The sequence below is a fragment of the Pricia antarctica genome (assembly GCF_900101815.1).
Lineage (GTDB): Bacteria > Bacteroidota > Bacteroidia > Flavobacteriales > Flavobacteriaceae > Pricia > Pricia antarctica.
In genome coordinates this window covers 438457-459413 of record NZ_FNAO01000002.1, presented here as the reverse complement: position 1 = coordinate 459413, position 20957 = coordinate 438457, and the positions used below count along the sequence as shown (strand labels likewise).

16 protein-coding genes are annotated in these 20957 nt (G+C 43.6%); 5 read left to right on the top strand and 11 right to left on the bottom strand.

Going from position 1 to position 20957, the window contains the following annotated elements:
• Positions 1-83: 83 nt before the first annotated feature.
• Entirely contained in the window at positions 84-812 is a 729-nt protein-coding gene (locus tag BLT07_RS04795) for a phosphatase PAP2 family protein (RefSeq protein WP_091866302.1), read from the bottom strand.
• A gap of 140 nt (positions 813-952) precedes the next feature.
• A complete protein-coding gene (locus tag BLT07_RS04790) occupies positions 953-1321 on the bottom strand; it encodes a hypothetical protein (RefSeq protein WP_091866300.1) in 369 nt (122 codons plus the stop codon).
• A gap of 407 nt (positions 1322-1728) precedes the next feature.
• Here BLT07_RS04790 and BLT07_RS20900 point away from each other — a divergent pair, with 407 nt between their 5' ends.
• From BLT07_RS20900 to BLT07_RS04780, 4 genes are all read left to right on the top strand, one after another.
• On the top strand, positions 1729-1866 hold the full coding sequence (locus BLT07_RS20900) for a hypothetical protein (RefSeq protein WP_175455259.1): 138 nt from the start codon (positions 1729-1731) through the stop codon (positions 1864-1866).
• Between the two features lie 138 nt (positions 1867-2004).
• Entirely contained in the window at positions 2005-2169 is a 165-nt protein-coding gene (locus BLT07_RS20690) for a lmo0937 family membrane protein (RefSeq protein WP_175455258.1), read from the top strand.
• Positions 2170-2353: 184 nt separating this feature from the next.
• Entirely contained in the window at positions 2354-4495 is a 2142-nt protein-coding gene (locus tag BLT07_RS04785; RefSeq protein ID WP_091866298.1) for a catalase, read from the top strand.
• Positions 4496-4707: 212 nt separating this feature from the next.
• Entirely contained in the window at positions 4708-5526 is an 819-nt protein-coding gene (locus BLT07_RS04780; RefSeq protein ID WP_091866296.1) for a 3-keto-disaccharide hydrolase, read from the top strand.
• A gap of 122 nt (positions 5527-5648) precedes the next feature.
• On the opposite strand, the gene BLT07_RS04775 is transcribed toward BLT07_RS04780, so the two are convergent.
• The 8 genes from BLT07_RS04775 to BLT07_RS04740 all read right to left on the bottom strand — a co-directional run bounded on the left by BLT07_RS04775 (position 5649) and on the right by BLT07_RS04740 (position 18767).
• Positions 5649-6446 carry a type 1 glutamine amidotransferase gene (locus tag BLT07_RS04775; RefSeq protein WP_091866294.1) on the bottom strand — a complete coding sequence of 266 codons (798 nt, stop codon included), beginning with the start codon at positions 6444-6446 and terminating at the stop codon, positions 5649-5651.
• Positions 6447-7619, bottom strand: a complete 1173-nt coding sequence (locus tag BLT07_RS04770) for an iron-containing alcohol dehydrogenase (RefSeq protein WP_091866293.1) — start codon at positions 7617-7619, stop codon at positions 6447-6449.
• A gap of 53 nt (positions 7620-7672) precedes the next feature.
• The gene (locus BLT07_RS04765; protein WP_091866291.1) at positions 7673-9055 is read right to left on the bottom strand and encodes an aldehyde dehydrogenase family protein; all 1383 of its coding nucleotides are present in this window, start codon (positions 9053-9055) and stop codon (positions 7673-7675) included.
• Between the two features lie 172 nt (positions 9056-9227).
• A complete protein-coding gene (locus BLT07_RS04760; RefSeq protein ID WP_091866290.1) occupies positions 9228-10583 on the bottom strand; it encodes a glutamine synthetase family protein in 1356 nt (451 codons plus the stop codon).
• A 51-nt stretch (positions 10584-10634) separates the two neighbouring features.
• Positions 10635-12149 carry an amino acid permease gene (locus BLT07_RS04755; protein ID WP_091866288.1) on the bottom strand — a complete coding sequence of 505 codons (1515 nt, stop codon included), beginning with the start codon at positions 12147-12149 and terminating at the stop codon, positions 10635-10637.
• Positions 12150-12273: 124 nt separating this feature from the next.
• Entirely contained in the window at positions 12274-13884 is a 1611-nt protein-coding gene (locus tag BLT07_RS04750; protein ID WP_245726452.1) for a purple acid phosphatase family protein, read from the bottom strand.
• 13 nt (positions 13885-13897) lie between these two features.
• A complete protein-coding gene (locus BLT07_RS04745) occupies positions 13898-15469 on the bottom strand; it encodes a SusD/RagB family nutrient-binding outer membrane lipoprotein (protein ID WP_091866284.1) in 1572 nt (523 codons plus the stop codon).
• A 10-nt stretch (positions 15470-15479) separates the two neighbouring features.
• Positions 15480-18767, bottom strand: a complete 3288-nt coding sequence (locus BLT07_RS04740) for a SusC/RagA family TonB-linked outer membrane protein (protein WP_245726451.1) — start codon at positions 18765-18767, stop codon at positions 15480-15482.
• 228 nt (positions 18768-18995) lie between these two features.
• On the opposite strand from BLT07_RS04740, the gene BLT07_RS04735 reads away from it, so the two are divergent.
• Positions 18996-19457 (top strand): Lrp/AsnC family transcriptional regulator, encoded by a 462-nt coding sequence (locus BLT07_RS04735; protein ID WP_091866281.1) that lies wholly within the window; start codon positions 18996-18998, stop codon positions 19455-19457.
• Positions 19458-19531: 74 nt separating this feature from the next.
• Here BLT07_RS04735 and BLT07_RS04730 read toward each other — a convergent pair whose 3' ends face one another.
• Positions 19532-20950 carry a TolC family protein gene (locus BLT07_RS04730; protein WP_245726450.1) on the bottom strand — a complete coding sequence of 473 codons (1419 nt, stop codon included), beginning with the start codon at positions 20948-20950 and terminating at the stop codon, positions 19532-19534.
• Positions 20951-20957: the final 7 nt, after the last annotated feature.

The window sequence follows — 20957 nt, the reverse complement described above, 5'->3', positions numbered from 1 at the left end:
CACCTCCTCTACCACACCATGAGACCTGAATGCCATTCCCTATTTATATAAAGGAGATCGGAACACAATAATTCAAGTTGACATCAGGTATTCGGATCTCGTCTGAAAACCTCAATCAAATTGAATGCGACACTACAGAAAACTACCCAAATAAACCCCGCTATAAAACCACCGGCGATATCTGAAGGAAAATGCACGCCAAGGTAAATTCGACTGACACCTATACCCAAAATAAGAAAAATTAAGAGGGTAATAGCAAGAACTTTCAACGCATGGTTCAACTTGAAAGAATAAATCAGATAAATGAGAAACCCATAAAAAGCCATTGCGCTCATCGCATGACCACTGGGGTAGCTCAATGTTTCTACCGAAACCAGATGTTCGATATCAGGTCGCGCCCGATCGATAAATCGTTTTAAAATCATATTTGAAAACGTAGCCAATACAAGAACAATGGTTATTTGAGCAATATATTTCCAACTTTTAAAGACCACTGCCGAAACAAATATGAAGATACCACCTATGACAAGATACCCGTAGAGGTCCCCCACATGGGTTAACCATAAGAAAAGTGCTGTCCGGTCAGGGGTGCGAAACGATATAATGTATTCTGTAATCTGGGTATCGATACCGACCAGTTCCCCCTCCTTTAATTCCTCGGTTAGCTCGATGAAAATATTAATTCCCCCGACCCCCAACACTAAAGCTACCGCAACAATGATGATATAGGGCAAATACGGATTATCACGATGGAATATCCGCGCTGCTAGGGCTTTTATTTTCCTTATAAGAATGATTATGGTTTCCCTCATCGGATGTACTATTCAAAAATTTTGTTGGAGCAAAATGTACTAAAGCCAATTGTTCATCAAATCATATGGACTCGAATTGTCACAAAAAAACCGTTCGGCTAAGAACGGCTATTTAGTATCAAAAAAGTAGTTGCTTACTGTTACCTTGAACAATCAGCTCCCCAAACCTTGTCGTTTTGAGTGAAAGCAATTACAAGGGTGCTTTCGTCGATGCTAATTGCACCGTCAGTACTGATCAAAGTGTTCTGATTTTTTTCCATTGTAATATCCTTGAGGCTCGGTATTTCATTGGAAAAGTTGAAAGTATAGGAATTTCCTATTTTAACCACCGTAACCTGACCCCCATCGGTAGATATATCGGTACTACTTTCTGGATCGGAATAGCTCACCGAGCCTTGATATTGACCTGCAAACAGATTGTCATCAGAAGGATCGTTGTCATTATCGCAGGAAGCGGCTATTGTCATAAAAATTAGCAACATCCCAAAAATTTTCATGGACTTTTTCATATTGAATATATTTAAAATTGACGACAAACCTACTCTATCAAGAAGTGCTCAAGAAATTAATTATGGAAAATATTCCGCAAAAACGTGATGGAATCAATAATATATCGAATAGAACACAACGCGCTGCTACATCCAAATATTTCCGTCATTCACCCATCCTATTAACAGTAAAGGTTACAAATCAAAAGTAGTACTTCGCCAACAAGATTAGGTTTCTATAACGTCACCACCGTGAAAGTTGGAATCAGCATCTACCACCAACTCATTAGCATTAAAGTTTAACTCATTTAGCTATTTTACTGGATTTTGCCAACAAAACATTTAAATTGCTTACTCGATAACAAAATTTACATCGAATTACACTTTTCTTGACCTGAAAATCATTTTGACTCAAAAATAATAGTAGAATGAAATCAAAATTATTAGGCATTGCTGCCGCATTGACAAAAAGTCGAAAAATTACGTTAGCCCTTGTTGGCGCCCAATTCCTTTTTCTGGGCTATAAATATTTAAAAAATAGAAAACAAAAAAAACTTAAAGCATAGGATATTGTCCAAGTACTACATTGAAAAAGACAGTTACCATATAAACATTCACCCGATGCGAAAATAGATGGCCCGCATCCTTTAGGTTCATTTTCTTTATCACAGTTCTCCCATCACAATTCTTACACTTGAAACGTTATGAAAAATATTCTTTGGATTCTAGTAGTTATACTTTTAATAGGTTGGGTTTTCGGCTTTTTAGTTTTTAAGGTCTTAGGTGGTCTAATCCATATATTGCTGGTTGTTGCCGTTATTTTATTAGTGTACAATTTTATAACCGGGAAAAACAAATCTTCGAGCTAAATGATACTATGTTCATGCGAACGCACATACGTATCGAAAATCAATCGATTTAAAATTTTGGATTAACAAATCTTCTAATAGGGCTATCATCTTTTAATGGGCCTATCTACCTTCCGTTTAAATTTCGACCTAGCAGTATGTATAGGTTCGACAATCAGAAATTACATCTTTAAAAGTTAAGATTATGGCTAAAAAAACGAAATCGTCGAACTCTAGCGACGAAAAAAGCAAACAATTGGAGAATTTTTCAGTAGATGGTAAGGATAAAGCCCTGACTACAAGGCAGGGCCTAAAGGTTAACGATACCAATAACTCCTTAAAAGCAGGCGCAAGGGGAGCCACTTTATTGGAGGATTTCTTGCTGAGGGAAAAGATTCACAATTTCGACCACGAGCGCATTCCCGAACGCATCGTTCATGCCCGGGGTAGTGCCGCCCACGGTTATTTTGAACTTTATGAAAGCATCGAAAAATATTCTAAAGCGGGCATATTTACCGATACTTCTAGAAAAACCCCGGTGTTTGCAAGATTCTCTACGGTTGCCGGTTCTAAAGGCTCGACAGATCTCGCCCGTGACGTACGTGGTTTTGCGGTTAAATTCTATACCCAGGAAGGCACATGGGATTTGGTCGGAAACAATATGCCCATTTTCTTTATTCAGGATGCCATGAAATTCCCCGACTTGATCCACTCGGTCAAACCGGAACCCAATAACGAAATTCCACAAGCCGCATCGGCACACGACACCTTCTACGACTTCATTTCATTAACCACGGAAACCTTGCACAACCAAATTTGGGTAATGAGCGATAGAGCCATACCCCGAAGTTTGCGCATGATGGAAGGTTTTGGCATCCATACCTTTCGTTTGATCAATAAAGAAGGTAAGGCACATTTTGTAAAGTTCCATTGGAAACCTAAATTGGGCGTTCATTCCGTAACTTGGGACGAGGCGGTTAAGATAAGTGGTGCGGATTCCGATTTTCATCGTAGGGATTTATGGGATGCCATTGATTCCGGTCAATTTCCCGAATGGGAACTCGGGGTGCAAATTGTACCCGAAGAGGATGAACATAAGTTCGAATTTGACCTATTGGACGCCACCAAGCTAATTCCGGAAGAAATGGTGCCCGTTCAGCTGATCGGTAGGATGGTACTTAACCGGAATCCCGAAAATTTCTTTGCCGAAACGGAGCAGGTGGCCTTTCTTCCCGGAAGTATTGTACCGGGAATTGATTTTTCAAACGATCCGCTACTTCAAGGCCGATTGTTCTCTTATCGGGATACCCAACTTTCCAGGTTGGGAAGTCACAATTTTCATCAAATTCCCATCAACAGACCCATCACTCCCGTCCACAATAATCAAAGGGACGGACACATGCAGATGGAAATTCCGAAAGGCCAGACTGCTTATTTCCCGAATACGCTAAGTGGGGGCTGCCCCTATCTTTCTTCCGTGGAGGAAGGCGGCTTTGAAAGCTATCAAGAGCGTATCGATGCCAACAAAATCAGAACGCGTAGCGAAAGTTTCAGCGACCATTTTTCACAGCCCGCCCTATTTTACCGAAGTCTGGCCGATTGGGAAAAGAAGCACGTGGCGGATGCCTATTCCTTCGAACTCGGTAAATGCAACCACGCCCACATTCAAGAGCGGATGTTGTGGCTTATCGCACAAATAGACGATGACCTAGCCAACGAGGTCGCGGAAAATTTGGGTATGAAAATTCCAGAGGACATCGAACGGCCCATTAATCAAGCGATAGGTGCCGATGCCAATGTAGCGGACCATCAGCCCGGCAAAAAGAAAATTTACTTGGACAAAGCGCCTACTTTAAGCCAGGCAAACACTAAATTCGACACCATCGCAACACGAAAAATCGCCTTTTTGGTCGCCGATGGATTTCATATGAAGGACTTTGACCAAATGAAGGCAGCCTTGGAAAAGGAAAATGCCGTGGTCAAGATCATAGCTCCCCATGGCGGTATGGTTACTTGTGATTCGGAAATGGAACATAAAGTCGATGCCTCGATTATGACCACAGAAAGTGTGCTTTACGATGCCGTTTATATTCCTGGAGGTAAGAAATCCATCGATGCCCTAATGAAGAAATCCAAATTCATCAAATTTCTAAACGAAACGTTCAAACATTGCAAGGCGATTGCCGTGGATAACGAGGGAGAACAGCTTTTGGATAAAAGTGCCTTTACCGAGTATAAGGAAGACAAGGCCATCTTTATAAACGGCAACGCTAGCGATTTTATATCCGCCATTGCGAAGCACCGCAATTGGGATCGCATGGACAAAACCGAGAACATTCCTGTTTAATGGCCAGATGAACTAATCAATTATTTATTACTTACAATGAAAGAGCCCCTGAAACAACTCAGGGGCTTTTTTATGAGTTCCAAAAAAAGCGTCCCAAATATCCATATCAATACCATTTACAGAGATAAACGGCTTTGTGAGGTTAGAAATCTAATATAATCCTTAACTATTTTTCGCTACATTTAGCGACCAACCCTAAATATCAAGCGGCTATGATACGTTTCGCAATTTCTTTATTCCTTTGTATACTATTCACGATCTCATGTGGGGAAAAGAAAAAGGATATTAAAAATGAAAATTCTGCTTCCATTGAACAAAAAAAGGAAACAGGCAAGTGGAAATCCTTGTTCAATGGTACTGACCTATCCGGCTGGAATATGAAAATTGTGGGACATCCGTTAGGGGAAAATTACGGAAATACTTTTAGGGTCGAAAACGGTATATTGAGTATACGTTACGATGCGTATGGTGACAATTTTGACAATAGGTTCGGCGCGTTATATTTCAATGATATACTTTCCAACTACCGTTTAAAGGTGGAATACCGATTTGTTGGGGAAACTGCTCCCGGCGCTCCGGAATGGGGCTTTAGGGACAGTGGTGTCCAGTTTCATGGCCAACCTCCCGCATCTCTAAAACTTGACCAGGCCTTTCCTGTTTCTTTGGAATATAACCTTCACGGCGGCAATGGTACGGATGAACGACCTGTGGGCGAAATTTGTGCCAATGGCATGTTCATTGAGATCGATGGCGAGAAGAATACTTCCTATTGTACCCCTCCTACCGTGAAAAGAACTTTTCATGGGGACCAGTGGGTCACTTTGGAAATAGATGTAAAGGACGGCAAAATCACCCATTACGTCAACGGCGAGGAAATATTGACGTATTCAAATCCCGTTTACGATCCCGAGAATGACATAGCCAAAACATTAATAGAAAATGGGGATGTATCCGTGAAAGAGGGATACATTTCATTACAATCCAACAGCCATCCCATCGATTTTAGAAAAATAGAACTTTTGAAATACTGATTTCAAAGAGGCGCCCGCTGGCTGTTTCTACATGCTGATGTTTTATGGCTACTTCTTCCAACGGATAGTACCTATCGATGACCGATTGAAGCGCTTAGGGTGCCCTATCCTACCATTTGATGTTATTGAAGGGAAATATGTTTTAGCCAAGCCCCAATTTCTAGCGTGTGGAGTTTGTAATCCACTATTTCTTCAGGTAAATTCATTTCCTCCGACAACCGCACGACGAATGCTTCAACTTCGGCGACCGAAGTAAAACGACCACTGTCTATCAACTTTCCCGATAAAAGGGAAGTGATCTTGGCCATATCGGAGGTTTTAAATTCAGGATGGTACTGTACCCCGAAAAAAGATGATTTGTGATAATCGAATACCAGTGCCTGCACTTCGGAATGTGAATTCTCGGCTAAAACTATAGCGTTTTCAGGGATTTTGACCACTTCGTCAAAATGTATGCAGAGTGCGGAATAATTCGACTTTCTTTCTGGGAAGAATGGGCTTTTTAATGCGGGTTCCGTGAGCGTGATCCCATTGGCGATTCCAAACTCCAAGCCCTGGTTGCCGCGTGCCACCTTGCCACCTGCTACGGTTGTGGCTACCTGTAGGCCCCAGCAACTGCCGTACAATGGGGTGCCACTTCCAAAAATTGTTTCGGCAAAATTAAGTTGATCGGTTACCGAGGGTATGATTTCCGTTACACTTAAAGAACTCCCGGTCCATAATATTCCGTCATATTTGGTTAGCTGAATAGCAGTCGGTAAATTTTTGGACCCATCCGCCGGAAAGACCACTTCCGTTTGTGAGGTAGGCATTAAAAAATGAAGCATTTCCCTAAAAATAAGATGATAGGGCTTGATGCCAAAGGCCTCCCTTTCCTCCCGGACCTCCTTTGTGTTACCTTCAACAATAAGAAGCTTCATCTACAAAGTGTTTAAATCACCCTGTAAGGCTGCCCGAAACAATTTTTCCAGATCATCGGCACTCAAGGGCATGGCATTTGAAGGGGTAGAAGGATCGAGAAAAGCCATCTTTCCAATTCTTTCGGCCTCATCGTCGTTAATCCCTATTTCTTTAAGGGTGTGGGGTATATCCAACTTATTTCGAAGTGCTAAAATATAGGCTATAATAGCATCGGTACCGTGTGTTGGAAGTTCCAATACCTTGCTTAAATACGCCATTTTTTCTTCAATTGCCGGTTTATTTTGTTTTAGGGCATACGGCAATAAAATGGCGTTGAGCAAACCATGCTCCTTATTGTAGATGGCGCCCAACTGATGGGCTATCGAATGCACGGACCCGAGACCTTTTTGGAAAGCCGTTGCTCCCATGGAAGCGGCAACCAACATTTGCCCTCTGGCCTCTATATCAGACCCATGTGTAAAGGCTACGGGTAGATATTTCGCTATTATCCTAATGGCCTCTATGGCAATGCCTTCTGCCATAGGATGATATCCGGGGGCAATATAGGCCTCGATGGCATGTACCATGGCATCTACTCCTGTCCAAGCAGTAATGTGTGCCGGTAGCCCAAGGGTTAGTTCGGGATCTAGAATGACCACCTCAGGCAGCATTTTAGGGTGGAAGATTATCTTTTTGTTTTGGGACTTTTCATCTAAAATTACGGATGCCCTTCCCACTTCGGATCCGGTTCCCGCTGTGGTTGGAATAGCCACTATAGGTACTATCCCGTTTATGTCTGCATGTGTCCAGTTGTCGCCCACATCCTCAAAATCCCATAACGAAAGTGATTGGCCGGACATAAAAGCAATTGCTTTGGCCGCATCGATGGCAGAACCTCCTCCAAAGGCGATGACCCCGTCATGTCCATTTTTAGTGTAATGGGCCAACCCGTTTAGCACATTGGCTTCGGTCGGATTACCTTGTACATCGCTGAATACGGTAAAATCTACGCCCGCTTCCTTTAATATGCGTTTCGTATTTTCTACGATATCCAGTTTCACCAATCCCTTATCGGTAACCAACAAGGGTTTTTTAATTCCTGTTTTTTGACATGCCAGCGGTAAATCGTTTATTCTGCCGGCTCCGAACCATACGCTGGTCGGGTAATTCCAATTGGTATTCATTAACTTCATCGACAACTTTTTGTTTAAACCTTTATAAATTGGGAAGGGCTGATTTTATTTTCTCACTGTATTTCGCGGAAATGGAAGGATTTTAGCTTGGTCAGATGATCGTACCCAAACTTGGAAAGGGTGACGCCCCTGCCTGAATTCTTGTACCCCGTCCAAGCCAGGGCGGGATCCAAATAATCACAGCGGTTCATGAATATCGTGCCGGCTTCAATGCGACGCCCTATGCTTTCTGCTTTGTCCATATCTTCTGTCCACACTGACGCGGTCAGGCCATATTTTGAATCGTTCATCAATCGGATGGCGTCTTCATCGTTTTTTACTTTCATAATTCCGACCACGGGACCAAAACTCTCTTCGACCATTACTTCCATGCCGTGATCTACATCTATCAAAACATGGGGAGATAGATAGGGAGTGCCTTTTTTGGAAGCTTTAAATAAGGTTTCGTCTACCAAAGACCTCGCCCCTTTTTTCAAGGCTTGAGCAATCTGCGCCCTTACAAACTCGGCAGCCTCCGTTTTTACCATCGGCCCTAGATTGGTTTCGTTTTCCAAGGGATTGCCTAATCGATATTTCTCGGCCATGCTTACAAAGCCATCGACGAATTTGCCGTATAGGCTCTCGTGAACATATATTCTTTCAATGCCACAACAGGATTGCCCGCTGTTAAAAAACGACCCATCGACCAAATTTTCGATACTGTGTTCTAAATGGGCATCAGCCCTTACATAAGCGGGGTCTTTTCCACCCAATTCCAGTCCGCAGGGAATAAACGAGTCGGTAAGTGCGTGTTGTACCGCTATTCCACCCTTTACCGATCCCGTAAAACATACACCCCCTAATTTAGGGTCTGCAATCAGCTGGGCCGTGTTTTTATGATTCAAATGTAAAATTTGAAATACGCCTTTCGGCAGTCCTGCCTTCACCGCGGCTTGGGCATAACGTTCCGCAACCAACGGCGTTTGGGTGGAGTGTTTCAAAATCACTACATTTCCTGCCATTAAAGCAGGAACAATAGCATTTACGGATGTTAAGAAAGGATAATTCCAAGGACTAAATACGCCAACAATACCAAGAGGTACCCGCTCAACAGAGCGTTTTCCTGGGTTTTGATCTTCTGGCGCATAGGCTGCCAAAGCCGTTTCGGCTATTCCGATCATGTAGTTGGCACGGTCCGCAAAGCCTTGTATCTCTCCGGGAGACTGACCAAGAGGCCTTCCCATCTGCCATGTAATTTCCTTTGCGATATCGGCTTTGTTGGCTACGATCGCTTCTACAAAGGAGGTTACATATACCACCCTTTCTTTAATGGACAAAGAAGCCCAACCGGGAAAAGCCTTGTGGGCTAAGCTTACCGCGTTTTCGATATCCTTTAGGCCGTGCTCTTTGGTAGAACGGTATACCGAGCCGTCTATTGGTGAAATGGTTTCCCTCATTTTGAACTCTTTGAACTCAATTAGACTTTTTCTTTTACCTACGAATATCTCATTTTGAGGCCCTTTTTCCTCATTTTTGAAAACCGTAGCCCTGCTATGCTATTAAAAATGACCTCATCTGACCTCAAAAGCCGATATTCTCGGTTCCAAACAAGAAGTCTAAATGAGTTCATTATATGATCTCGAAATATCTGTTCAGTTGCCAATCGGTTATGGCCTTACGTTGTTGTTGGTCTTCCCACTCCCGGGTATACGCGTAATGATCGACAAACGCATCTCCGAACAGATCACGGGCTGCCTTGGAGTTTTTAAATTTTTCGGCAGCCTGCGATAGCGTTCTGGGCAATTGAAGTTCATCGGGAAAGGTGACCTCATAAGCGCTGCCAGAAACGCCCTCCAAAGGCTCTATTTTGTTTTCGATACCCCAAATGCCGGAGCCTATGGCCGCAGCCAAGGCTAAATGCGGATTAATATCGGCGGCGGAGACCCGGTATTCCACCCGTTGGGACTTTGCGCTTCCCGGAATGGCCCGGATCGCACAGGTGCGGTTGTCCACTCCCCAAGATGCTGCAGTAGGCGCCCAAAAACCTGGGATAAGCCGGGTATAGCTATTACAGGTAGCCGCCACCATTGCCAAAACTTCGGGCATTAACTTTTGCTGCCCACCAATAAACCAACGCATCACATCGGACATTGTATCGGGATTGTTCGTATCATAAAAAGCGGATGACCCATCCTTTTTCTGGAGGGATATATGAATATGGCCGGATTGTCCCGGATACTTTGGCGACCATTTAGCCATAAACCCGGCCATCATATTATTTTGTTGTGCCCATACCTTTATAAATGTTTTGAAAAATACGCCGTTATCGGCCGCTCTCAAAGCATCGGAATGTTCAATGGCCCCTTCGTAAACGCCCGCCCCGGTTTCGGTGTGAAGTCCTTCCAAGGGCATTCCCATTTCCTCGGTCAGGTTCATTATTTCATGATAAAAACTGGCATGCGAAGAGCATCGTAACACGGAGTATCCAAAATTGCCCGGGGTTATCGGTTCCAGATTATGGAAATTTTTATCCCTTGCGGATTTTGGAGTCTCGTTAAAAAGAAAAAACTCAAATTCAAAGGCCGTCGTGGCCGAATACCCCAGACCGTCCAATCTGGCCAAGGTTTTTTTTAGGATGGATCTCGGACAAACCTGGGCCGCCTTACCCTCCGAAAAATCCGCTAAAAGAATGACCGATTTGTTCTCCTCGGTGGGCAACATCCTCATACTGGAGGCATCGATGGTTGCCATTGCATCGGTGAAGCCATCCTTCCAACCGGTAAAGGAGTCTTTCGTATACAAGTCGTCGTTGGAATCCCATCCAAAAACCACATTGCAGAGCCCAAAACCCTTATCCAAGGCGGAAAGAAACTTGTTTTTATTGACATATTTGCCCCTTAGCACGCCATCAATATCGACAACGGCCAATTTCACATTTTTTATGTGATGCTCTTCAATATATTTTTTTACGGTTTCGATATTCATTTTGCCTTCCTTCTTTTTGTCCTCTTGTTCCCTAAAATTACCTAAATCGACTTATAAAATATCGGATTTTCCCAAGTTCTCCTTTTTAGCGTTCATTTTTGTTTCATGCTCCAGCGCAAATTCCTCCTCAGGGGAAAGTATTAACCGATGCCTGCCTCTCAACGCAAAATAAACAAGGCCAATCGCCAAATACCCCATGGCGATGAATACCGCGGTTCGGTACGATTTATCCTGTAGTTGATAATAGATGATCAAGGCCGCAAGGCATATGGTCACCCATGCCCCTGTATTCCCAAACGGACTCACGTAAGGCCTATCCATATCAGGCTTTCCCTTCCGTAATAAAATAAAGGATCCACACTGTAAAATATAGGACAACATGGCACTAAAAACAGCGATGTTCAACAAAGCCCCGCCTATAAAAACGCCACTTTCGTTCCCTGCCAGAAACCGGGTTATCATCAACACGGCGAATCCTATGGCAGAACCCAAAATGAGAGCGGAATACGGTGTTTTTCTTTTACTGTGCGTTACCGAAAAAAATACCGGGAAATAGCCCGCCCTTGACAAGGAGTAAATTTGCCTACCGAATGCGAAAATTATAGTATGAAAAGAAGCTATTAAGCCAATGGAAGCCACTAGGGCCAGAAGTTTGGCTATATCATCACCGAACAACACTTTAAAACCGTCTAACAAAGGTTCTCCCGATTGTGACAGCGCATAAGATCCCAGCGGGGTCGCAGCATTTAGCCACAGCATTAAAAAGGCCGATATAATCAAGGTAATCATACCATACGTCAATCCCTTGGGCATATCCTTTTTAGGGTCTACGGACTCCTCGGCCGCCAATGGCAATTGTTCGATGGCCAAAAACAACCAGACCGCAAAAGGCATTGCCTTGAGGGCACCGGCCCATCCGAAGGGAAATAACGCTCCCCCACCCCCTTCAAGATGTTCGGCCTCTGCGTTTGCCCCCGCCTTGATATCCAATGCATACCTGGTAAAATCTACACTTGATATGGATGATACCCAATACACCACCAAACAAGCCAATGCCAATAGCGTTAGTGCCACGGTAAAGCGAAAAGACATCTCAACGCCAATTATATTTAGGCCGGTAAACACGGCATAAAACCCGAACCACCAAAAAGGTAATATTTCAGGGGAGGTCCCGAATATTCCCGCCATATAATTGCTCAGGAAAAAGACAATGACCGCCGGCGTCAAAATAAATTCCAGGTTCTCGACCAGACCCGTGAAAAAACCGCCCCACGGGCCCATGGCCGATCTTGCGAACGAATAGGCACCGCCGGTATGCGGTAAAGCGGGCGACATTTCGGCGACACTTTGGGTAAGACCAATGTACATAATCGCCACCAGAACCGTGGCAACGAACATGCCTCCCCAGCCGCCGGAGGCCAGACCCAGGTTCCATCCCGAAAAATGTCCCGAAATAACGGCACCTACCCCCAAGGCCCATAGCGACCAGACCCCTGCATGACGTTTAAGTTCCCTGGACTCAAAATACGATTTGTCCATTTTCTTATACTTCACGCCTTTTGCCATGTTGGTTGTTTTAAAGTATTGGTCCACTTGTTTGGTTAGTAAACAGCGTTAAGTGACCGTGTTCAATATATTATTTTTTCTGCCTATGAACCTAAGTTTAATCCCCATACTTGCTTGGTCTACCTTAATTTTCAGTTGTTTGCGTACTAGTTTTAAATGATGCAATAGTCGACCAATCACCCCAATTCAGGTATTGGTCTCGATAGCGTACACGCCAGAAATAGGTTTTGTTCGGTTCTAGGTTTTCTGTCTTTTCATCCGTAAGGTCATCATTTTTCTGCCGATCTTCCAAATAATACCAGTTTTCAAACTGTTTCCAGCTGTCATAAATGGGTTTGGTAAAATCCGTAGAAGTTGAAATTTGCCAATTGGAGGCGGCATGAAATGCCTCATCCATATTTCCTTTAAAAGGTGTGGCCTTTAAAAGAATGTCGTTGTAACTGATTTCTTGGTTGTTTATGGGCGAAATTGTTTGCGCTATATCGGGTGCTTTGTTTTTCTTCCAAACCGTAATACTATCGGTAATTTGATTATTTTTCGGATGGGCATTATTGCCACGACTTACCCGTTTCAATGTAAATTTCGGGTTGTTCGGATCTCCGCTCACCTCGACCATAACAAAACCGTATTCGTCTTGGGTTACGGTAAATTCATCATAATCCCTACCTTCGAATTCGCCCCAATTATCGATGGCACCGCCAGCACTGGCCACGTTAACCCATAGATGTTTATGGTCTTTTGATTGACCCCTTGAATATCCATGGGTATGCCCAAAGAAATGAATACTAGGTTTATTGGTCTTGGTACTGAAATCTTCCAAGAGCTTGACCAGTTTTCCAGTGAAATCTTCCTCGCCCGGAATCCAAAGTTCTGATTTATAGGGGTGATGTAACTGCGCAAAAACAAAATCGATATCGGAATCGTTTTCAGTTTTGGCCAAAACAGCCTCCAACCATTCCAATTGTTGCTTCAGATCCCGGTAACCATCGTTTGAATCGAGCCCTATAATACGTGTATTGCCATAATCTTTGTACCACCAGTGCTCTGCATAGGCAGGGGTACCGTTTTTGGGAAGGCTGAAGTATTTAAAGTAGAATTCGCTGTTGTCTTCATGATTGCCCAATACGGGATAAACGGGTACCTGTGAAAAGAGCGGATGCGAAGGGGTAAAAAAATGACCGTTCCAATGGTCGTAATTACTACCTTTGGCCACCAGATCACCGGGAATCATCACTAAAGCAAGATTATCCGGTAGCTTCCCCCCAAATTCCTTCTTTAAATAAGCCAAAATGCCCTCTTGTACAACTTCCCCGAATTTTTCCGGATGTTGCGAATCTAATTGCATGTCGCTCATGGCAATCATATTAAAAGATGCTTCGTCATTGGCAAAAGGTGGCGTTTTGAACTGATAAATATCGGATCGTAAATTACCGGTTTTTACCCTATAATAATAGGAGGTAAACCGCTGCAGGCCTTCTATAGTCACTTCATGCACCCGAGATTCCGAGAAATTGATGTCAAAGGCAATACCTTCTGTTTTATTTCCCAGGGTATTGGAGGTACCCCATTCAACAAAACTTTCTTGACCCGATGAGGTTTCCCACATGACGGTTATAGCGTTCGGTGAAGCATTCTGAAGATAGGGTTGTACCACCATTCTCGGATTTTGCTCTTGGGCCTGAACCGGGGTCAGAAAAATGAAGCTTACAATAAGCACTACACATTTAGTATTCATATTCATGGGTGATTTAATCCACATCCCACCATAGTCTGGTATTCAGATCATCGCCGCCCATCTGGTTTACGGCTTCCTGATAATTGGCGTTGTTGGTAGATTTTACATCATTGGGATATAGGAAACGTACGGGAACCTTCCCATTATTGGCTGCGTCCTTGCCCGGTACGATTTCGGGCATACCCGTTCGCCTCCAATCGGACCATGCTTCAAAACCCGTATAAAAGAGGGCAATCCATTTTTGAAGAGCCAATTTTTCCAATTTTTCAGTTGTAGATCCTGCGTAAATCACATCGGCCTGAGCGATGTATAAATCTAGGTCAAAACCTTGAAGATCGGTCGCTATCTCGTTCCATCCACCGGCAATAATTCTACCCGTATAATAATCGAACGATGCACGTATCCCGTTATCATAATATTCTCCGGCATCGCCGAGGGAAATAAATTCCCGTTCACGCGCTTCCGCCAGAATAAATTGAAGTTCCGCAAAATCCATAATTATGGTCTGGGAAGCCGTTGCGGATGCATTTTCTTCGTCACATGCCCGACAGGTCAACAGTACTCCCAAACGGGAAATAAAATTAGATCCCGCTTCCGCCGGATTACCTGACGGACTATAGGCCAGTGCAGCGGCATCGTCCAAGCTGTTGGGCATACCTACGTAATCATCTAAATTCTCCGAAAAAATACCTTGTCCCGATGCCGATGTAGGCTGTGCATATACAATTAGCCGCCTATCGTTCAAAGCCTTTAAACGGGTTTCCAAGGTCAAACTCAACCTAACCTCGTCAAAACTTCCGGAACGTGTTTCAAATTTGGGCTGTGGATCGTCCGAATTCCACTGTATAACGGCGTTATCCTGATTTCCCTCAAAGATAGGATACGTGTCCAAGTTGTTTACTATTTCGTTCATGCCGGCCATTGCCGTTGCATTGTCCACATCGCTTATGCGCATCAAAAGCCGCAAACGAAGCGAATTGGCAAATTTGCGCCATTTATTCACGTCACCACCGTACAGAATATCCCCAGAAATATTATCCTCCCCGGTCAAGATATCGTTCGCACTTTTTAAATCTCCGAGTATACCGCTGTAAATTTCCTGTTGTGGCGTGAACTCGGGGGTAATATTGTCATCACTGATTCCCTTAGAGGCATTTATATAGGGAACATTGCCATAGGCATCGGTCAAATAGGAATATATCCATGACTTTACAATTAATCCCACGCCGTAATAATTTTGTTGATCGGGATTTTCCTTGGTATCCCTAAGGATATTCTCAATATCCCGCATACTATCATAGGCATCAAAATAAGGATTGTTCGTTGGCGACCAGTTGTATCGATCTCCGGAAGTGAACTGAAGCCTGGCCCCGTACTGAACTACCGTAAAGCCTTCTTCCCAGCCCTGATTCCCCCAATTATAGGCCATTTGACGCATTACGCCCGGCAGCAAAAGTTCCGGCGATGCTCTTTCGGGGAAATTTGGATTTTGGTTGATCTCTTCGAAGTCTTCGGTGCAACCAAAAAAGGTGAATCCCACTATGGCCATGAAAAATACCGCTGTTTTTTTCTGTATGTTTTCCATCTTTTAGGTATTAAAAATCAATTTGCAAATTAAACGTATATGATCTGGTGCTGGGATAGGACATGTTCTCAATCCCCGGCTGTAAAGTGCCGCCCGCAAGAGCTGCGGTTTCAGGGTCAAAATGGGGATTATCGGTCCAAAGCAATAAATTTCTTCCCGTTAGGGAAAATCGAGCTTTAGCAATAGGCAGTCTGTCGACAAAGCGTTGGGGCAACGAATATCCTAAAGTAACCTCCCGTAGTTTCGTAAAGGAAGCATCATATTTTGCGGCCTCTATGTTGTCACGTTCATATAGGCGGTTGTTATAGGTTCGGGCATCGACATTCACAGTATTTGGCGTAAATACGCCTGGCGATGTTTCTTGCACCCCTTCCGCAACTATCCCCGTTTCCCGTCCTTCAAGCGTTTCCTTTAATTGTCCGGACGTGGACCCGATAATTTTCGTGAACGAAGAAACAATACCCCCTTGCCGGATGTCGAACAAAAAGCCGAGATCGAACGCCTTATATTTAAAACTGTTTAGAATGCCAAGAGAGTAATCAGGCGCATAATCTCCTTGATAGACGAGATCGTCGGTGCGCAATGGAATGCCATTACTGTCTATGATCAACTGGCCCAAAAATGCGCTGTTCGGATCTTCGACCCTTTGAAACCCTCGCCCATAAATGGCACTTATAGAGCCCCCTTCCCTAGCCTGGATGAACACATCGTTTCGTTCGGTCAAGGTATAGTCCACTCCTCCCAAGTCGGTAACCTCACTTCTATTTCTGGAAAAGTTGAACGTGCTGTTCCATGTAAAATTATCGGTACGGATCGGGACTACGTTGAGAATGGCCTCGAATCCATAATTACGTACTTCACCTGCATTGATGAGTTTACTAGTGTATCCGCTTGAAATATCAGTGCTTATGGGGATGATTTGGTTTTTGGTCCTTCCGTCGTAATAGGTCGCATCCAGATTAATCCGACTTTGAAACAATCGCAGATCCAATCCGAACTCATAGGATGACGTGATTTCCGGTTTTAGATCCGCATTGGGAATCAACCGTGATTCGGTCAATACGGGATTATCGCCAAAAGGTGTTTCATTGGTAAAGAAACTGGCCAGTCGATAGGGATCCGTATCATTCCCGACTTCTGCATAGGCCGCCCTGAATTTGGCAAAGGACACAAATTCGGGCATATTGAAAATATCGTTTGCAATAGCACTCAGCGTCGCCGAGGGGTAAAAATAGGAATTGTTGTTCGTCGGCAAGGTGCTAGACCAGTCATTTCTTCCGGTGATATCTAGATATAGTTTCTCGTCGTAGGCCATACGTGCGAAACCATAGATGCTGTTGATTCGTTTTTCGTTATTGTTGACCGATACTTCCAACGGCCTACGGGTATTGTTGAAGGAATAGATTCCCGGATTGATAAGTTCCGGGGCTACCGTCTGCTTATAATCCTGGTTTCGTCGCATTTGGTTTCCTCCCGCAGAAATATTGATGTTGAATTTTTCGTTGAAAGTTTTGTCATAGGACAATAGGAAATCTGTATTGGCTTCCTCGAAAAACACATCATCTTCCCTATAGTAGCCCAAAGGAAAACGCTGGGTACTGAAAGCCCGTTTTTTAGCCCTAAGTTCGCTATAGAAATCCCTTCCGGTTCTAAGAAGCAGATTCCAATTTTCGTTTATTTTATAGTTCATACTTACATTTCCATAGACCCTATCCTTGTCCTGCGAATTAGTATTTTCAAATACGTTGAAAAAGGGATTGTCATGGTAGTTGTAGTTGTAGTTGAACTGTTGCAGGTCTTCCTGCCCGGCCATCCAATAATCCCTTAGACTATCCGTATTCAATTGCCGTCCGTACCAAATAAACAGATACATAACGCTTTCGGTACCATAACTAATAGAGGGCCTATTGCCACTATCGGATTTAATGTAATTGATATTGGTATTGATGGTCACCTTATCGGTAAGATTCAGGCCGGTACTTACACTGAAAGTATTTCTTTTAAGGTCTGTATTCGGAACGATACCTTCTTGATCTAAATTTTGATAGGAAAAACGGATATTTCCCAAGTCCCCTGATTTTGAGATAGCGATGCTGTTGGTCTTCGTAAATCCCGTGTTGAAAAAGTCTTTCGTATTGTCAGGATGGGAAACCCATGGGGTAGCGGTTATCGGCGCATCGCTCACCAGATCGCCACCTCGAGTACCATCGGTACGCGGCGAATCAAATTGCGGAATTAACAGGCCCGTGTCCAATTTTGGACCCCAACTTTCATCCACGCCATCGGAAGTTCCGCCGCCACTGCCATCGACAAAACCGAATTGACCTCCGTTCCCTTGTCCGTAAACATTTTGCCAGTCTGGCATCAACAAAACATTTTCTATCGTTACGCCAGAGTTTATGGAGATACCCAGCCTTCCATTTTTATTACTGCCTTTTTTGGTTGTAATGATAATTGCACCGTTGGCAGCGCGCGAACCATAAAGAGCAGCCGCTGCAGGACCTTTCAATACGTTGATGGATTCAATATCCTGGGGATTTATTTCGGATGCCCCGTTTCCGTAGTCAACATCTTGGGTACCCGAACCCGAAGAGCCAACTATTTCGTTACTGATCGGCGTACCATCCACAATGAACAGTGGCGAGTTTCCGTTAATATTCAGGGAGGCATCACCACGAATGGATACCCTTGCGGACCCTCCCACACCAGACGGACTGTTCGTTATCTGAAGTCCGGCTACCTTACCTGAAATACCATTCAATAAATTGGGTTCCCGGGCAGAGGTAACTTCTTCGCTATCCAGTTCTTGGGAGGCATAGCCCAAGGATTTTTTTTCACGCTTGATGCCCAAGGCGGTAACCACGACCTCGCTCAATCCCGTGGCACTTTCTTCCAAATTTATCTTTAGATCCGTCTGTCCATTTAAAGCAATTTCCTTTTTTGTAAAACCGATGTAGGAAACTACCAATGTAGCATTCTGGTCGGTAACCGTCAGCGTGAAATTGCCGTCAAAATCGGTCTGCACCCCGTTTGAAGTGCCTTTTTCAAGAACGTTGGCGCCAGGTAAAGGTTGGCCTTCCTGATCTAATATCGTACCCATGACCTCGAATTGTTGGTTTGAAACAATCTCGAGAGATTCATTTTCTATACCCCATAAATAATAGACCTTTTCACTATTAACTTCGATAGCGTGAATTGGGAGTAAAGAAGCGACTACTAAAAATGTAGTAAGCCTTGATTTCAAAACGAATTTTGGCTGGGAAGGAATACATTCCCGCTGTCTAAGTAGTGTTCTCATACTTTTAGCGTTATTAGTTGGTGAATTACGGAAATTACAAGCTGATTGAGAATTATTGAAAATCATTACGACAATAGCACGAATTTACTGTAATTTCAATATAAATACATCTTTTATACTTAAAGTTAATCATTTTTAGAAAATAATTCTACTATTTATACAACTAGCCTTAATTTTATGCTGTTTTTAATTAAAAATACATTATTATTAGTCTAAAATTACTGTATAATGAAACTTGACAAGAAAGACCTGAAAATACTGTCACTCTTACAAGAAAATGCGAATATTAGCAACAAAGAGATTGCAGAGGCCACCAATCTTACCGTGACACCCGTTTATGAGCGCATCAAGAAATTAAATGCAGCGGCACTTTTGCGGAAAAAGGTATTTTTATTGAACAGAAAAAAATTGGGATTACATGTCATGGTGTTGGTGATGGTAAGTATTGAGAAGCATTCCGATGAAGGAGCCCTAATTTTCATGAAAGAAATCAAGAAGATTCCAGAGGTTGTTGAATGCTTACATATTACCGGCGCCTTCGATTTTCAGCTAAAGGTGTATACCAAAGATATTGACCACTATCATGAATTCAACTTTAAAAAATTGGCTACCATCAAGAACATTAGGCAAATGGAAAGTTATTTCGTGATGAAAGAAATTGTGAATACGACCAGCTTGCCGCTTTTTTAGGTCACTTCATCTTGTATTTACAGGGTTTTATCGATGAAATGCGCTTTGTTTGGGTCCATAGGGGAACCCATACCTTATAAATCCAATCTTCCGGAAAGTTGCTTTAAAATGATCTCGGAAAGCTTGGCCTGGAATTTTGCATTGCTATGGCGCACCTTGGCATTGATATAATTGAGTTGTGCAGTTCGGAACTCGATAGTAGGTATGGTGCCGATCCTATATTTTTCTACGGTTATGTCAAGATTTTCTTTGGCGATCGCTTCGTTGTTACCTTCCAATACGATAAGACTGATATTCGTCAAATAGGTTTGATAGGTCGTGCCTACCAATGACATTAATTCCTGTTTTTGCTCGGCGATGGCCACTTCCGCATTTTTGACGGCAATTTTGCCAATCTGTTCGTTCCGGTTTTGGGTAAAGCCGTCAAAAAGGTTCAAAGTGGCTCCAAAGCCATAGTTAAAGCCTCGGGAGTTCGCACTGGTAGAAAAGCCGAGATCGGATTCCGAGCGGCCGAAGTTATATCCCGTCGTCGCAAAAATGGTAGGGTAGCGTCCCGCTTTTATTTGCTTGACTTCGAGTTCCCTGATTTTTTTATTGATTAATTGCGCCTGTAGCTGGGGGTTTTCATTGGCAATCTGGGTTTCCAGTTCGGGCAATTTTAGTTTTTCGTCCACAAAAATTTCAGGTATTACCTTAAAATCCAGTTTTAGGTCGCGCGCCAAATGTTCGTTCAACTGTATCTTCGTGTTGACATACAGCTCTTGTTGGCGCCGCATTAAGGTGCGGTCGGTATTTAGGTCTACCTGGGCGTTCAATACTTCCAACTTTGAAGCTTTTCCGATGGTAAACCGGTTGTGGGCCAGTTCGACCCGCTGTTTGGATATAAGCAGGGTACTATCTAAAGCCGAAAGCTGCTGTTGCTGCTGTACCAGGTCATAATAGGTAATCATGACCTCGCCTACTTTGGTCAATATAACCTGCTTTAGTTCGGCCTCCCCCAATTTTTGGGTCTGCTTGAGTTGCTCTAGGTTGGCGAACATCCGAAGACCGTCAAAAAGGGTCCAATCCAAGGCAACGCCATAATTCAGGCTATTGTTCTTGGCATTGTTGCGCTCTACCTTGGTACCGTCGGAGCGGGTTTGGGATAGGTTTTGGATGCTATTGTTGTCGGTAATTTGTGCCGCTAAGGATGGAAACATCCCTGCATTGCCCGGGCTTACCGAAATGGAGTCGATTTTCAATTCGTTGGATGCCGTCTTGATTTGGTAATTATTTTCCAAGGCCATCTTTACCGCTTTTTCTACGGTAAGCACTTCCTTCTCTTTTATAGTAACCAAATCGTGTTCTTCCACGGTATCCACTCCCCGTTCTTCCAAGGTATCCATTTCCTGTTCTTCCACGGTACCCGATTCCTTCATTCCTTCGGGAAGCACATCTTGCCCAAAAACAGAACAGGACAATAGCAGCAAAACAGTACAAAAAAATAGGGACATACGGTCG

What these genes read in the sequence shown, in the direction of transcription:
- BLT07_RS04795 (WP_091866302.1), bottom strand. Translation starts at nt 812, where the DNA reads ATGAGGGAAACCATAATCATTCTTATAAGGAAAATAAAAGCCCTAGCA.
- BLT07_RS04790 (WP_091866300.1), bottom strand. Translation starts at nt 1,321, where the DNA reads ATGAAAAAGTCCATGAAAATTTTTGGGATGTTGCTAATTTTTATGACA.
- BLT07_RS20900 (WP_175455259.1), top strand. Translation starts at nt 1,729, where the DNA reads ATGAAATCAAAATTATTAGGCATTGCTGCCGCATTGACAAAAAGTCGA.
- BLT07_RS20690 (WP_175455258.1), top strand. Translation starts at nt 2,005, where the DNA reads ATGAAAAATATTCTTTGGATTCTAGTAGTTATACTTTTAATAGGTTGG.
- BLT07_RS04785 (WP_091866298.1), top strand. Translation starts at nt 2,354, where the DNA reads ATGGCTAAAAAAACGAAATCGTCGAACTCTAGCGACGAAAAAAGCAAA.
- BLT07_RS04780 (WP_091866296.1), top strand. Translation starts at nt 4,708, where the DNA reads ATGATACGTTTCGCAATTTCTTTATTCCTTTGTATACTATTCACGATC.
- BLT07_RS04775 (WP_091866294.1), bottom strand. Translation starts at nt 6,446, where the DNA reads ATGAAGCTTCTTATTGTTGAAGGTAACACAAAGGAGGTCCGGGAGGAA.
- BLT07_RS04770 (WP_091866293.1), bottom strand. Translation starts at nt 7,619, where the DNA reads ATGAAGTTAATGAATACCAATTGGAATTACCCGACCAGCGTATGGTTC.
- BLT07_RS04765 (WP_091866291.1), bottom strand. Translation starts at nt 9,055, where the DNA reads ATGAGGGAAACCATTTCACCAATAGACGGCTCGGTATACCGTTCTACC.
- BLT07_RS04760 (WP_091866290.1), bottom strand. Translation starts at nt 10,583, where the DNA reads ATGAATATCGAAACCGTAAAAAAATATATTGAAGAGCATCACATAAAA.
- BLT07_RS04755 (WP_091866288.1), bottom strand. Translation starts at nt 12,149, where the DNA reads ATGGCAAAAGGCGTGAAGTATAAGAAAATGGACAAATCGTATTTTGAG.
- BLT07_RS04750 (WP_245726452.1), bottom strand. Translation starts at nt 13,884, where the DNA reads ATGAATACTAAATGTGTAGTGCTTATTGTAAGCTTCATTTTTCTGACC.
- BLT07_RS04745 (WP_091866284.1), bottom strand. Translation starts at nt 15,469, where the DNA reads ATGGAAAACATACAGAAAAAAACAGCGGTATTTTTCATGGCCATAGTG.
- BLT07_RS04740 (WP_245726451.1), bottom strand. Translation starts at nt 18,767, where the DNA reads ATGAGAACACTACTTAGACAGCGGGAATGTATTCCTTCCCAGCCAAAA.
- BLT07_RS04735 (WP_091866281.1), top strand. Translation starts at nt 18,996, where the DNA reads ATGAAACTTGACAAGAAAGACCTGAAAATACTGTCACTCTTACAAGAA.
- BLT07_RS04730 (WP_245726450.1), bottom strand. Translation starts at nt 20,950, where the DNA reads ATGTCCCTATTTTTTTGTACTGTTTTGCTGCTATTGTCCTGTTCTGTT.